A 13,215-nucleotide genomic window follows, 5' to 3' on the forward strand; every position below is an offset into this window, starting at 1 on the left:
TTGCCGGAGGTAGAGCACTGGATAGGCGATGGGCCCTACCGGGTTACTGACCTTAGCCAAACTCCGAATGCCGGTAAGTGAGAGCGCGGCAGTGAGACTGTGGGGGATAAGCTCCATGGTCGAGAGGGAAACAGCCCAGAGCATCGACTAAGGCCCCTAAGCGTACGCTAAGTGGGAAAGGATGTGGAGTCGCACAGACAACCAGGAGGTTGGCTTAGAAGCAGCCACCCTTGAAAGAGTGCGTAATAGCTCACTGGTCTAGTGATTCCGCGCCGACAATGTAGCGGGGCTCAAGCGTACCGCCGAAGTCGTGTCATTGCAGCAATACGGCCAACGCCGGCTGTGATGGGTAGGGGAGCGTCGTGTGCCGGGTGAAGCAGCGCCGGAAGGCAGTTGTGGACGGTTCACGAGTGAGAATGCAGGCATGAGTAGCGATACAAACGTGAGAAACGTTTGCGCCGATTGACTAAGGGTTCCTGGGTCAAGCTGATCTGCCCAGGGTAAGTCGGGACCTAAGGCGAGGCCGACAGGCGTAGTCGATGGATAACCGGTTGATATTCCGGTACCCGCTGTGAAGCGTCAAACATCGAGCATCGTGATGCTAAGGCCGTGAAGCCGCCCTGATCTCTTCGGAGTTGAGGGGAGTGGTGGAGCCGCTGAACCAAGCGGTTAGTAGGTGAGTGATGGGGTGACGCAGGAAGGTAGTCCATCCCGGGCGGTGGTTGTCCCGGGGTAAGGGTGTAGCCCGTCATCTAGGTAAATCCGGATGACATGAGGGTGAGACCTGATGCCGAGCCGATTGTGGTGAAGTGGATGATCCTATGCTGTCGAGAAAAGCCTCTAGCGAGTTTCATGGCGGCCCGTACCCTAAACCGACTCAGGTGGTCAGGTAGAGAATACCGAGGCGTTCGGGTGAACTATGGTTAAGGAACTCGGCAAAATGCCCCCGTAACTTCGGGAGAAGGGGGGCCACGTCTGGTGATCGGATTTACTCCGTGAGCTGGGGGTGGCCGCAGAGACCAGCGAGAAGCGACTGTTTACTAAAAACACAGGTCCGTGCGAAGCCGTAAGGCGATGTATACGGACTGACGCCTGCCCGGTGCTGGAACGTTAAGGGGACCGGTTAGCTTGGATTCGTCCAGGCGAAGCTGAGAACTTAAGCGCCAGTAAACGGCGGTGGTAACTATAACCATCCTAAGGTAGCGAAATTCCTTGTCGGGTAAGTTCCGACCTGCACGAATGGCGTAACGACTTCTCGACTGTCTCAACCATAGGCCCGGTGAAATTGCACTACGAGTAAAGATGCTCGTTTCGCGCAGCAGGACGGAAAGACCCCGGGACCTTTACTACAGTTTGATATTGGTGTTCGGTTCGGCTTGTGTAGGATAGCTGGGAGACTTTGAAGCTCGCACGCCAGTGTGGGTGGAGTCGTCGTTGAAATACCAGTCTGGTCGTGCTGGATGTCTAACCTGGGTCCGTGATCCGGATCAGGGACAGTGTCTGATGGGTAGTTTAACTGGGGCGGTTGCCTCCTAAAGAGTAACGGAGGCGCCCAAAGGTTCCCTCAGCCTGGTTGGCAATCAGGTGTTGAGTGTAAGTGCACAAGGGAGCTTGACTGTGAGACCGACGGGTCGAGCAGGGACGAAAGTCGGGACTAGTGATCCGGCGGTGGCTTGTGGAAGCGCCGTCGCTCAACGGATAAAAGGTACCCCGGGGATAACAGGCTGATCTTCCCCAAGAGTCCATATCGACGGGATGGTTTGGCACCTCGATGTCGGCTCGTCGCATCCTGGGGCTGGAGTCGGTCCCAAGGGTTGGGCTGTTCGCCCATTAAAGCGGTACGCGAGCTGGGTTTAGAACGTCGTGAGACAGTTCGGTCCCTATCCGCTGTGCGCGTAGGAGTCTTGAGAAGGGCTGTCCCTAGTACGAGAGGACCGGGACGGACGAACCTCTGGTGTGCCAGTTGTTCTGCCAAGGGCATGGCTGGTTGGCTACGTTCGGGAGGGATAACCGCTGAAAGCATCTAAGCGGGAAGCCTGCTTCGAGATGAGGACTCCCACCCACTTGATGGGGTAAGGCTCCCAGTAGACGACTGGGTTGATAGGCCAGATATGGAAGCCGGGTAACCGGTGGAGTTGACTGGTACTAATAGGCCGAGGGCTTGTCCTCAGTTGCTCGCGTCCACTGTGTTGGTTCTGAAACCACGAACAACCCCACACTTGTCACAGGGTGTGGTGCGGTTGTCAGTTTCATAGTGTTTCGGTGGTCATAGCGTAGGGGAAACGCCCGGTTACATTCCGAACCCGGAAGCTAAGCCTTACAGCGCCGATGGTACTGCAGGGGGGACCCTGTGGGAGAGTAGGACGCCGCCGAACAATTATTGCGAGAAAGCCCCGCACCGGGAACGGTGCGGGGCTTTCTGCGTTTCGGAGTCGTTTAGTGTCTCACCTATGCGCTACGACCTGGTTATCTTCGACAACGACGGCGTCCTCGTCGACAGTGAGCCGATCTCGAATCGGCTCCTGGCCGGCTACCTGACCGAGCTGGGGCACCCGACGTCGTACGAGGACTCGCTGCGGGACTACATGGGTGCCGCGATGCATCGGGTGCATGACCTCGTACTGGAGCGGACCGGGCGAAAGCTGCCCGAGGGCTTCGACGACGTGTTCCACCGGCGGGTCTTCGCCGCCTTCGCGGAGGACCTGGAGGCCGTGCCCGGGGTGGTCGGCCTGCTGGAGAAGCTCGCGGTGGACGGGGTGCCGTACTGCGTGGCGTCTTCCGGGAGCCACGAGCGCATTCGGGTGGGGCATCGGAAGACCGGGCTGGACCGGTGGTTCGAGGACGAGCGGATCTTCAGCTCCCAGGACGTGGGGCGGGGGAAACCCGCCCCGGACCTGTTCCTGTACGCGGCCGAGCGGATGGGGATCGCGCCCGAGCGGTGTGTCGTGGTGGAGGACAGTCCGCTGGGCGTTCAGGCGGCTGTCGCGGCGGGGATGGACGTGTACGGGTTCACGGCGATGACGCCGGCCGGGAAGCTGGCCGGGGCCACGCGGCTCTTCCGGGACATGGGGGAGTTGGCGGGGTTGCTGACGACCTGACCGGAAAAGCTGAGCAGAATTCATCTCTGGCTGGATCTACCCACGGGTAAGCGGGACCTCTACGCTCGCCGCCATGACGGATGTGCTGCGGCACGGCAGAGTCTCGTTGGCGTTCGGCTTCTTCGCCCAGGGCGTCGCCTTCGCTCTGCTGGTGACGCGGATCCCGGCCGTCCAGGACCGGTACGGGGTGTCCGACGCGCTGCTGCCCGTCTTCCTGGCCGCCGTGCCGATCCTGGCGGGGATCGGGAGTGTCGTGACCGGGCGCCTGGTGCGGCGGGTGCGGCCGAGCCGGCTGCTGCGATGGTCCCAGCCGGTGGTGCTGCTGGCACTGTTCGGGGTCGGGGCGGGGGACGGGGTGGCGGTGCTGGCCGTGGCGCTGGGCGTCTTCGGGCTCGCCGTGGGGGCGCTGGACGCGTCGATGAACATGCTCGGGGTGAGTCTGCAGCGGGCGTACGGGCGCAGCATCATGCTGGGGTTCCACGCGGCGTACAGCCTGGGCGGGATTCTGGGAGCCTCGCTGGCCTGGGCGGGGGCGCACTGGGACCTGGCGTTGTGGGTGTCGTATCTGCCGGTTGTGGTGGTGCTGTTGCCGCTCGCGCTGGTGGGGAGCCGGTGGTACGTCGACGGGGACGGTGGCGGTGCCGGCGAGGCCGGGGCGGGTGGGCCGCCGAAGGCGGAGGCCGCGGGAGTCGGGTTCAAGGTGCTGTTGCCGCTGTGCCTCGTGATGACGTTCGCGTACATCGGGGACTCGACCGTCTCCAACTGGAGCGCCAAGTACCTCCAGGACGTGCTGGGCAGTTCGGAGCAGCTCGCGACGGTGCCGTACAACGTGTACATGGTGACCACGCTGGTGGGGCGGGCCGTCGGGGACTTCGGGGTGCGGCGGTTCGGGGCCGTGGCGGTGGTGCGCGGTGGGGCCGTCGTCGCGGCCGGTGGGTTCGCCGTGGTGGCGGGGGCGCCCGGGGCTTGGGTGGGGATGCTCGGGTTCACGTTGCTGGGGCTGGGGCTGTGCGTGCTGGTGCCGCAGACGTTCGCGGCGGCGGGACGGCTGGCGGAGGAGCGGGACGGCCGTCCGGGGGCGTCGGATGCGGCGGTGGCGCGGCTCAATGTGTTCAACTACGTCGGTTTTCTGATCGGTTCGCCTTTGGTGGGGGCGCTCGGGGACGCCTGGAGCTATCGCGGGGCGATGCTCGTGCCGATGGTGTTGGTGCTGGTGACGGTCGTGTACGCCAGGTCGTTCGAGGCTCGACCCGACCGATACGGTGGCGGGCATGAGCGGCCGCGCACAGCTGATGTGGGACGAGGCAGTAACGGGCTATGACTTCGGGCCGGAGCATCCGATGGATCCGGTCCGGCTCGCCCTGACGCGAAGTCTGGTCGGTGCCCTGGGACTCGACCGTGAGGTGGACGTCGTCGCGGCGCGGGCGGCCGGGGAGTCGACGCTGCGGCTCGTGCACCGGGAGGACTACATCGACGCGGTGAAGGCGGCGTCGGCGGATCCGGGCGCGGCGGACGTGTCGTACGGGCTCGGGACGGTGGACGATCCGGCCTTCGCGGGGATGCACGAGGTGTCCGCGCTGATCGCCGGGCAGTCGGTGGGGGCGGCGGAGGCGGTGTGGCGCGGGGACGCGCTGCACGCGGTGAACTTCGCGGGAGGACTGCACCACGCGATGCCGGGGGCGGCGTCCGGGTTCTGCGTGTACAACGACGCGGCGCTGGCGATCGCGCGGCTTCTGGAGCTGGGGGCCGAGCGGGTCGCGTACGTGGACGTGGACGTGCATCACGGGGACGGGGTGCAGGCGGCGTTCTGGGAGGACCCGCGGGTGCTGACGGTGTCGCTGCACGAGCATCCGCGGACGCTGTTCCCGCAGACCGGGTGGCCGGAGGAGACGGGCGCGGACTGCGCGGAGGGGTCGGCGGTGAACGTCGCGTTGCCGGCGGGGACCGGGGACGCGGGGTGGGTGCGGGCGTTCCACGCGGTGGTGCCGGAGGTGCTCGCGGACTTCCGGCCGCAGGTGCTGGTGACGCAGCACGGGGCGGACACGCACTTCGAGGATCCGTTGGCGCATCTGGCGGTGTCGTTGGACGCGCAGCGGGCGGTGCAGGTGGCGTGTCATGAGCTGGCGCACGAGTACGCCGGGGGGCGGTGGGTGGCGCTGGGGGGTGGCGGTTACGCCGTGGTGGATGTGGTGCCGCGGTCGTGGGCGCATCTGGTGGGGATCGCGGCGGGGCGGCCGGTGGCGCCGGAGACGGTGATTCCGGAGGGGTGGCGCCAGGAGGTGTTCGCGCGGACGCGGCAGCTGGGGCCGATGCGGATGACTGATGGGCGGTGGCCGGTGGGGTGGGCGCCGTGGGATGCGGGGTACGACCCTGCGGATCGGTTGGATCAGGCGGTGGTGGCGGCTCGGCGGGCGGTGTTTCCGTTGCGGGGGTTGTTGGCGTGACGTGAGGGTGCCCGGCGTCTGTGCCGGCCGGGGGTGGGTGTCGCAGCCCGGCGTGGCGGGGTGCCTCCCCCACTCTCGGCTTCGCTCGAGCGGGAGGTGCCCCCACCGCCCACCCGTGCCGCCCCAGCGGCACGACTGCCCGCGGCTACGCGGTGCGGCTGCCCGCGGCTATGCGGCACGACTGACCGCGTCTGGAGCGGACTTGCGCGGGAACGCTACGCCGACCGTGGGTAGATTGTCGCGTTTCCCGCCCAGGAGGTGGGGCGGCCCGGCAGCATCGAGAGCGTGCTGACCCGTCGAGCTCTTCGGGCTCATCTTCTGGACGCTCGTCTTGCCGGGGTCGTGGCGACTTCCCGGGAGGTGAGTCTGCGGAGCTACCGGCTGTTCGCGGCGCGGGATCCGCGGGTGCTGATCGGGATCGATCCGGAGCGGGACTGGGGGCACCGGGACCTGCTCGGGCTGATGGCGGAGAGGTGCGGGGTTTCGGCCGATCCGCGCGACACGTCGGGGCAGGACGTGATCGACCCGGAGCGGACGCTGGCGGCGCTGGACGCGTTCGCCGGCCGGCTCGCCGTCGTCGCTCAGCGTCGCGGGCCGGTGCTCCTCGGCACCGGCCACCCGCACCGGCTGCTCGGTTTCTACGTCGCCTTGGCCGAGGCGCTGTCGGCAGCGGGATGTGCTGTCCTCACCCCGGCGCAGGGTCGCCGTGTCGACATAACGACCCGGTTCGGTCTACGCACGTACAACCTCGACTACGTCCGGGGAGTCGCGTTGGTGCGGGAACCCGGCGCCGTTCGCGCCGGTGGTGAGCCCGGCGCGCACACGCATTCGCCGCTCCCGGTTCGTACCGCGCTGGCGGCCGCCGCCGAGGCCGGCGGGCCGCTTCCCGAGCTGGTGATCGGGGACCACGGATGGGCCTGCGGGGCAGGTCAGCTGGGGTTCGAGGCGATCGGGCCGGCCGATACGGACGATCCCGCGCTCTTCGTGGGAGAGGCGGAGGGGATCGTGTCCGTCGCCGTTCCACTTGATGACGCTGTGCGGTCTGAGTACTACCGGCCGCTTACCCGCTACGTACTCAATCGGGCGTGTCTGTCACGGTAGGGAAGCGATGGGTGCACCTCTTCCCCATTCGCATCACCCGCCCCTACATTGGGGAGTGAGCACGCAGCGACGAAGAGTCACCGGAAGGGGAAGCCGGTGGCCGTCGAGTGCGGAAGGTTCAGGTGTGTCATGGCTGCAGCTGGCGAAAGGCCTCTGAACGAGGTTCAGTTCCTTACCGTGGCGGAGGTCGCCTCGGTGATGCGCGTGTCCAAGATGACCGTGTACCGGTTGGTGCACAGCGGTCATCTGCCCGCGATCCGGGTGGGACGGTCGTTCCGCGTCCCGGAGCAAGCGGTTCACGAGTACCTCCGGGAGAGTTACGTGGGGGTGGAAACGGCCTGACGACCTCGATTACGAGTCTCAGCGCTCGGGCGGGTAGGCTGGCCCCTCGTAGGTCGTGTGGGCCCATGGCGCCCAACAACCGAGTGATGAGAAGTGAGCGAGGGTAGTCGTGGGCTCTGTTATCAAGAAGCGGCGCAAGCGGATGGCCAAGAAGAAGCACCGCAAGCTGCTGAAGCGCACGCGCGTTCAGCGTCGCAACAAGAAGTAAGCGACGCTGCGCCGTCAGCGTGGTCTGTGGCCCCCCACCGCATCCGGTGGGGGGCCACAGTCGTACCGGGGCCCGGAACGACGGCCGCACCCGGCCGGGGGGCAGGCACGAATTCTTGTCACTCGCCGCGTCCGTCGGTCATCACAGCGCAACGCCGACCGGCTAAGTTGGCCCGCAGGCGGGGAACGCGGCAGGTACGCAGCAGGGTGGAAGGAAGGCGCTGATCTTGGGCAAGGTCGTGCTCGTGACCGGGGTGGCCCGCCAGCTGGGCGGCCGGTTCGTCCGTCGCATCCAGCGTGATCCCGACGTGGACCGGGTCGTCGGCGTGGACGCCGTCGCGCCGGAGCACCATCTGGGCGGCGCGGAGTTCGTCCAGGCCGACATCCGGCAGTCGGCGATCGGGCGCATCCTCGCGGAGACGGGGGCCGACACCGTCGTCCACCTGGACGTCACGGGCACCCCGCTGGGCAGCGGCAGCCGGACGTCGGTCAAGGAGACCAACGTCATCGGCACGATGCAGCTGCTCGGCGCCTGCCAGAAGTCGCCGGCCGTGCAGCGGCTGGTGGTGAAGTCCAGTACGAACGTCTACGGGTCCGCGCCGCGCGACCCGGCCGTCTGCACGGAGACCACCGCGCCCAAGTCACTGCCCAGCGGCGGCTTCGCAAAGGACGCGGTCGAGGTCGAGGGGTATGTGCGGGGCTTCGCCCGGCGCCGTCCCGACGTCGCGGTGACCGTCCTGCGGTTCGCCAACATCCTGGGCCCGGCCGCGGACACGCCGCTCGCCTCGTACTTCGGGCTGCCGGTGCTGCCGACGGTGTTCGGCTACGACCCGCGGCTCCAGTTCGTGCACGAGGACGACGTGATCGAGGTGCTGCGGATCTCCTCGCACGAGCCGCGGCGGGGCACGCTGAACAGCGGCACCTTCAACATCGCGGGCGACGGTGTCCTGACGCTGTCGCAGTGCTCGCGCCGGCTGGGTCGCCCCACGGTGCCGTTGCTGCTGCCGGCGGTCACCTGGGCGGGCTCGCTCGTGCGTACGCTGGGGATGACGGACTTCTCCCCCGAGCAGATCCGGCTGCTCACCCACGGGCGGGTGGTGGACACCACGCAGATGCGCGAGACCCTGGGGTTCCGGCCGAAGTACTCGACGGCCGGGGCGTTCGCGGACTTCGCGCGCGGCCGCGGTGCGGGTCTGCTGCCGCCCGAGGCCCTCGCGGGGGCCGTCGACCGGATCGCGGAGCTGTCCCGGCGGGGCAGCGGCCACCTCCCGACGCAGAGCGCCAACTGAGGAGCGCATCAACGATGGCGGACGCCAAGGTCATTCCGTTCGACGACGACAGGTCGCGGGGGAGCGGCGGCAGCGGTGGGAACGCGGCCCAGCGCCCGGCCCGGCGCCGCGGCGCGGGGAGCCGGCGCAAGGGCTCGGCGGAGTCCGTGCCCGTACGGGAGGTGCAGCCGTTGCCGGTGCGGGGGGCCGCCGAGGACGACGGCGCCGCGACGCCGGAGCCGCAGGGGTCGCCCGGGGCGCGGCCGGACGACGCGGCGGACGGTGGTCTGGAGCGCCGTATCGCGGGCGGTCTGGCCTTCCTGCGCCGCCGTCTCACCGGTGACTACGAGGTCGACGACTTCGGCTACGACGCCGAGCTCACCGACCAGGTGCTGATGTCCATGCTCCGCCCGGTGTACGAGAAGTACTTCCGGGTCGAGGTGAAGGGCGTGGAGAACATCCCGGCCGAGGGCGGGGCGCTGATCGTCGCGAACCACTCGGGGACGCTGCCGCTGGACGGCCTGATGATGCAGGTCGCCGTACACGACCACCATCCGGCCGACCGGCACCTGCGGCTGCTGGCGGCGGACCTGGTGTTCGTGCTGCCGGTGGTCAACGAGCTGGCCCGCAAGCTGGGCCACACGCTGGCCTGTGCGGAGGACGCCGAGCGGCTGCTGGCCCAGGGTGAACTGGTCGGGGTGATGCCGGAGGGCTTCAAGGGCATCGGGAAGCCGTTCAGCGAGCGCTACAAGCTCCAGCGTTTCGGGCGCGGCGGCTTCGTGTCGACGGCGCTCAGGCAGGGTGCGCCGATCATTCCGTGCTCGATCGTGGGCGCGGAGGAGATCTACCCGATGATCGGCAACGCGAAGACGCTGGCGCGGCTGCTGGGCTTCCCGTACTTCCCGCTGACGCCGACGTTCCCGTGGTTGGGGCCGCTGGGGGCGGTGCCGTTGCCGACGAAGTGGACGATCCAGTTCGGCGAGCCGATCCCGACGGACGGCTATCCGCCGGAGGCGGCCGAGGACCCGATGCTGATGTTCAACCTGACCGACCAGGTGCGGGAGCAGATCCAGCACACGCTCTACAAGTTGCTGGTGCAGCGGCGGTCGGTGTTCTTCTGACCCGTGGTCCCTTCTGACCTGTGAGCGGGGCTGTGTGGGGGTGCCGCGAGGGCACCCCCACGTGCTCACTCCGTGTCGTCCGCCTCGATGCCCAGGCCGGGCAGGAGGCCCGGGAGGAGGGGCGGGAGGGTGACGTCCGGTTCCACGGGCGGGGTGTTGTTGCCCGTGGACGGGGCGGCGGGGCTGCTGTCCTTCGGCGGGTCGAGCAGGCCGCCCGTACCGCCGCCGAGCAGGCCGTCCTCCTCCTGGCCGGAGTCGGTGGACTCGCTGGGCCGGCCGCTGTCCGAGCGCCCGCTCTCCGAGGTGCCGTCGTCGCCGGTGCTCGGCGTCGACGAGTGACCGGAGCCGGGGGCGTCGCTGGTCGCCGAACCGGAACTGCCCGGGCTGCCGTGGTCCGTGCCGTCGGTCTCCTGGTCCGGCGACCGCGGAAGCATGGACTGCAGCGGCGCCACGTCGTCCTCTATGGCGTCGAAGACCGACGACACCTGCTCACTGACGTCCCCGAGCTGCACGGGCAGCCGATCGCGCAGCGCTCCCCAGGTGTCCCGGTGGGAGCGGGAGAAGGTGGAGAGGGCCTGCATGGGGGCCAGGGAGCCGGGGTCGCGGGCGTAGACGGCGCTGAGCAGCCGGTGGCCCTCGGAGGCGTCGTGCTGCATGCCGGACAGCGCGCGGCGGATCTCGCCGAGGGACTCGTGGTCGAGGGGCCCGCTGCGACCGCGCTCCATCAGCCGGCGTGCTTCGTTCAGCCGGGTGGAGGCCAGGTCCAGGTAGGCCCGGCCGCGCTCGTCGTCCCCGTCGGCGAGGCCGAGGCGGAAGTCCTCTATGCCGCGCTTGAGGCCGTAGAGCGAGTCGCCGGGCAGGGCGTCCGAACTGGCCGCGGCGACTCCGCCGAAGGCTCCGGCGGCGACGCTCACGCTCAGCCCGCCCGCGGTGAGGCCCTTGGCCAGCCGCGAGCGCGGCCGGAACCTCTTCAGCGGGGCCGCCCGGTGGGTGCCGCGCGCCCGGCGCTGCTCGGGTACCGCGGGATCCGTCGCCCCGCCGCCCGCGGTGCCTTCCTGGAGCATGGCCTCGAACGCGGCCACCAGCTGGGCCCGCTGGACGACCTTGACCTCCGGATCAAGCTCGGGCCGGGGCAGCGTCTCCAGGCCGTGGGCAAGGGTCAACAGACGACCCTGCTCGGTCGGTTCCCCGGCGGCCCCGGCGGCTGCCGGTCCTCCGGACTGCTCGGCCGCCGCCCCGGGATCGGACTGCTCCTCCAGAGCCTGGGCGAAGGCGTTCGCCCGCCGGTGTGCCGATACGTTCGCGATCACTGGCGGCACCTCCTCTCGTCATGACGGTCGACTCCCCAGGGGGTCCTGAGGGTTGCACACCCTGATCGGAACCACTCGATCGTGTGATCGGAGTAGGCCGGAGTGTGACCACAGGGAGCCTGCATCCCGCACAACGAGCGGCGCGGCACTTGGGTTACGCACGGTGGATGATCGGACCGATGTCTCAACAGACTCTCACCGGTGGTGATTTGGGGAACGCACAGGGTGAGGGCTCAGCGCGCGTCGTCCGGGAGGAGCCGGGCGAGGGTGCGCACGGCCCGGTACTGGAGCGTCTTGATGGCGCCCTCGTTCTTGCCCATGACCCGGGCGGTCTCGGCGACCGAGAGGCCCTGGAGGAAGCGCAGGGTCACGCACTCCTGCTGCTGCGGGTTGAGCCGTCGTACGGCGTCGAGGAGGGCGGCGTTGGAGAGGGACTCGAGGACGGAGTCCTCGGGGGAGCGCTCGACCTCGTTGGCGTCGAGCATTTCGCCGGTGGTGACCTCCAGCCGGAAGCGGCTGGACTTGAAGTGGTCGGCGACCAGGTTGCGGGCGATGGTCACCAGCCAGGCGCCGAAGTCGCGCCCCTGCCAGGTGAAGGTGCCGATGCGCCGGAGGGCCCGCAGGAAGGTCTCGCTGGTGAGGTCCTCGGCGGTCGCCTTGCCGCCCACCCGGTAGTAGATGTAGCGGTACACGGTGTCGCTGTACTGGTCGTAGAGCCGCCCGAAGGCGTCGGCCTCGCCGGCCTGCGCCCGCTCGACCAGGTCCATCATGCGGGCGCTGTCGCTGTCCGCGGCGGGGCGCCGGTGGGTGGCGGCGGCCCCGGACGCGGACGATCGAGCGCGTCTGCCGACGGCGGCGCCCGAGTCGGCCAGTGCGTAGCAAGGGCCGACGGGGGCGGTGGCCGTGGCGAGGGCGGGGACGGCGTACGCGGTGGGGACGAAGCCGCGCAACAGGTCTTGGGCTGATTTGACCGTTGCGCGCAGCGTAGCCAGGCCCGAGGCGTCAACCCCGACGTGTGGGTACACGGGACTCCCAGAGGCAGAGCTTCCATCACGTGCAGTACGGAACCATTCACCCGTCGTAGCGAAGGTGGGGTACCGGAATGCGTCTGAGGAGAATAACGCTTCGTGCAGGCACTGCTACGCCCAGTTGCTCAAATCATCGATTACGTCGCTTCCGTGCCCGATTGACGCTCGATCAGATGCGACAGAGTGATCAGTTAATGACCGGAACGGTTCGGGTTCCTTGTGACTACAGAGCGTGTTGTGGTCGATGTGAGGAAAGGGGACTGGAGGGGGTGTCTCGGGGGTACGTCACATCGATTGGGTCAACGGCGGCGGCGGTGCAGCGCGATGGCCGCCGCCGTGCCGCCGGCCACGGCGCCGACGCCCGCGGCCGCCGGGATGCCGACCTTGGCCGCCTTGCGGCCGGTTCGGTAGTCCCGCAGGCGCCACTCCAGCTCCCGGGCGTGCTTGCGCAGCTTGGAGTCCGGGTTGATCGCGTACGGGTGGCCGACCAGGGACAGCATCGGGATGTCGTTGTGCGAGTCGCTGTAGGCGGCGCAGCGGGACAGGTCCAGGCCCTCCGCCGCCGCCAGTGCCCGTACCGCCTCCGCCTTGGCGGGGCCGTGCAGGGGTTCGCCGACGAGCTTGCCCGTGTAGACGCCGCCGATCGACTCGGCCACCGTGCCCAGCGCGCCGGTCAGGCCGAGGCGGCGGGCGATCACCTGGGCGATCTCCACCGGGGCCGCGGTGACCAGCCAGACCTTCTGCCCGGCGTCCAGGTGGGCCTGGGCGAGGGCGCGGGTGCCCGGCCAGATCCGTTCGGCCATGTACTCGTCGTAGATCTCCTCGCCGATCGACTTCAGCTCGGAGACGCGGTGGCCCTTGACGATGGACAGCGCGGAGTCGCGGGCGTCCTGCATGTGCTCGGGGTCCTCGAAGCCGGCGAGCCGGAACCACGCCTGCTGCCAGGCGAACCGGGCCAGGTCGCGGGTCTCGAAGAACTTGCGCTTGTACAGGCCCCGCCCGAAGTGGAAGATCGCGGCGCCCTGCATCACGGTGTTGTCCAGGTCGAAGAAGGCGGCCGCCCGCTCGTCGCCGTGGACCGGGAACTCCGCCTCCGCGCCCGTGTCGGGGGCGGTCTCCTCGGCGGACTGCGCGGATTTGCGGGCTGCCTCCGCCGAGGCCTCGCCTGCCAACACGCTCCGCGCCGTGGCGGAGCGCCTACGGGGAGTGAGCCATTGAAGAGCGGCCATGTCCGTGAGCATAGCCAGTTTGTTCGGGGGCTTCGGAGTCGAGAGGTTCGGAGGCTGTGAACTCTGG

11 protein-coding genes and 2 rRNA genes (1 of these 13 running past the window's edge) are annotated in these 13,215 nt (G+C 68.6%); 10 read left to right on the top strand and 3 right to left on the bottom strand.

Going from position 1 to position 13,215, the window contains the following annotated elements; translation table 11 throughout:
• The 10 genes from ACLIN4_RS19605 to ACLIN4_RS19650 all read left to right on the top strand — a co-directional run.
• A 23S ribosomal RNA gene (locus ACLIN4_RS19605) occupies positions 1-2,169 on the top strand; it begins 953 nt to the left of the window's first position.
• An 89-nt stretch (positions 2,170-2,258) separates the two neighbouring features.
• Positions 2,259-2,375, top strand: a 5S ribosomal RNA gene (gene rrf, locus ACLIN4_RS19610).
• 75 nt (positions 2,376-2,450) lie between these two features.
• Positions 2,451-3,098 carry an HAD family hydrolase gene (locus tag ACLIN4_RS19615; protein ID WP_411576060.1) on the top strand — a complete coding sequence of 216 codons (648 nt, stop codon included), beginning with the start codon at positions 2,451-2,453 and terminating at the stop codon, positions 3,096-3,098.
• A gap of 73 nt (positions 3,099-3,171) precedes the next feature.
• Positions 3,172-4,419 carry an MFS transporter gene (locus ACLIN4_RS19620; RefSeq protein ID WP_289912684.1) on the top strand — a complete coding sequence of 416 codons (1,248 nt, stop codon included), beginning with the start codon at positions 3,172-3,174 and terminating at the stop codon, positions 4,417-4,419.
• Positions 4,370-5,542 carry an acetoin utilization protein AcuC gene (locus ACLIN4_RS19625; protein ID WP_355565567.1) on the top strand — a complete coding sequence of 391 codons (1,173 nt, stop codon included), beginning with the start codon at positions 4,370-4,372 and terminating at the stop codon, positions 5,540-5,542. Before ACLIN4_RS19620 ends, ACLIN4_RS19625 begins: the two co-directional genes overlap by 50 nt.
• A 285-nt stretch (positions 5,543-5,827) precedes the next feature.
• The gene (locus ACLIN4_RS19630) at positions 5,828-6,643 is read left to right on the top strand and encodes a phosphatase (RefSeq protein ID WP_107479173.1); all 816 of its coding nucleotides are present in this window, start codon (positions 5,828-5,830) and stop codon (positions 6,641-6,643) included.
• Between the two features lie 129 nt (positions 6,644-6,772).
• Positions 6,773-6,985 carry a helix-turn-helix domain-containing protein gene (locus tag ACLIN4_RS19635; RefSeq protein ID WP_004984898.1) on the top strand — a complete coding sequence of 71 codons (213 nt, stop codon included), beginning with the start codon at positions 6,773-6,775 and terminating at the stop codon, positions 6,983-6,985.
• Between the two features lie 109 nt (positions 6,986-7,094).
• Positions 7,095-7,193: a 30S ribosomal protein bS22 gene (locus ACLIN4_RS19640; protein ID WP_003948845.1), complete on the top strand. Its 99-nt coding sequence runs from the start codon at positions 7,095-7,097 to the stop codon at positions 7,191-7,193.
• Between the two features lie 226 nt (positions 7,194-7,419).
• On the top strand, positions 7,420-8,481 hold the full coding sequence (locus ACLIN4_RS19645) for an NAD-dependent epimerase/dehydratase family protein (RefSeq protein ID WP_100048160.1): 1,062 nt from the start codon (positions 7,420-7,422) through the stop codon (positions 8,479-8,481).
• A gap of 14 nt (positions 8,482-8,495) precedes the next feature.
• The gene (locus ACLIN4_RS19650) at positions 8,496-9,581 is read left to right on the top strand and encodes a lysophospholipid acyltransferase family protein (protein ID WP_107479168.1); all 1,086 of its coding nucleotides are present in this window, start codon (positions 8,496-8,498) and stop codon (positions 9,579-9,581) included.
• 65 nt (positions 9,582-9,646) lie between these two features.
• Here the strand turns inward: ACLIN4_RS19650 and ACLIN4_RS19655 are convergent, their stop codons facing one another.
• From ACLIN4_RS19655 to ACLIN4_RS19665, 3 genes are all read right to left on the bottom strand, one after another.
• Positions 9,647-10,891 (bottom strand): DUF5667 domain-containing protein, encoded by a 1,245-nt coding sequence (locus ACLIN4_RS19655; RefSeq protein ID WP_290014285.1) that lies wholly within the window; start codon positions 10,889-10,891, stop codon positions 9,647-9,649.
• 233 nt (positions 10,892-11,124) lie between these two features.
• A complete protein-coding gene (locus tag ACLIN4_RS19660) occupies positions 11,125-11,916 on the bottom strand; it encodes an ECF subfamily RNA polymerase sigma factor, BldN family (protein WP_107479169.1) in 792 nt (263 codons plus the stop codon).
• A gap of 302 nt (positions 11,917-12,218) precedes the next feature.
• Positions 12,219-13,148 carry an HAD family hydrolase gene (locus tag ACLIN4_RS19665; RefSeq protein ID WP_411576061.1) on the bottom strand — a complete coding sequence of 310 codons (930 nt, stop codon included), beginning with the start codon at positions 13,146-13,148 and terminating at the stop codon, positions 12,219-12,221.
• Between the last annotated feature and the right edge of the window lie 67 nt (positions 13,149-13,215).

This window comes from Streptomyces mutabilis (genome assembly GCF_046628145.1).
Taxonomy (GTDB): Bacteria; Actinomycetota; Actinomycetes; order Streptomycetales; family Streptomycetaceae; genus Streptomyces; species Streptomyces mutabilis.

Coding starts and splice junctions, on each gene's coding strand:
- ACLIN4_RS19635 (WP_004984898.1), top strand. CDS start 6,773: ATGGCTGCAGCTGGCGAAAGGCCTCTGAACGAGGTTCAGTTCCTTACC.
- ACLIN4_RS19625 (WP_355565567.1), top strand. CDS start 4,370: ATGAGCGGCCGCGCACAGCTGATGTGGGACGAGGCAGTAACGGGCTAT.
- ACLIN4_RS19665 (WP_411576061.1), bottom strand. CDS start 13,148: ATGGCCGCTCTTCAATGGCTCACTCCCCGTAGGCGCTCCGCCACGGCG.
- ACLIN4_RS19620 (WP_289912684.1), top strand. CDS start 3,172: ATGACGGATGTGCTGCGGCACGGCAGAGTCTCGTTGGCGTTCGGCTTC.
- ACLIN4_RS19615 (WP_411576060.1), top strand. CDS start 2,451: ATGCGCTACGACCTGGTTATCTTCGACAACGACGGCGTCCTCGTCGAC.
- ACLIN4_RS19650 (WP_107479168.1), top strand. CDS start 8,496: ATGGCGGACGCCAAGGTCATTCCGTTCGACGACGACAGGTCGCGGGGG.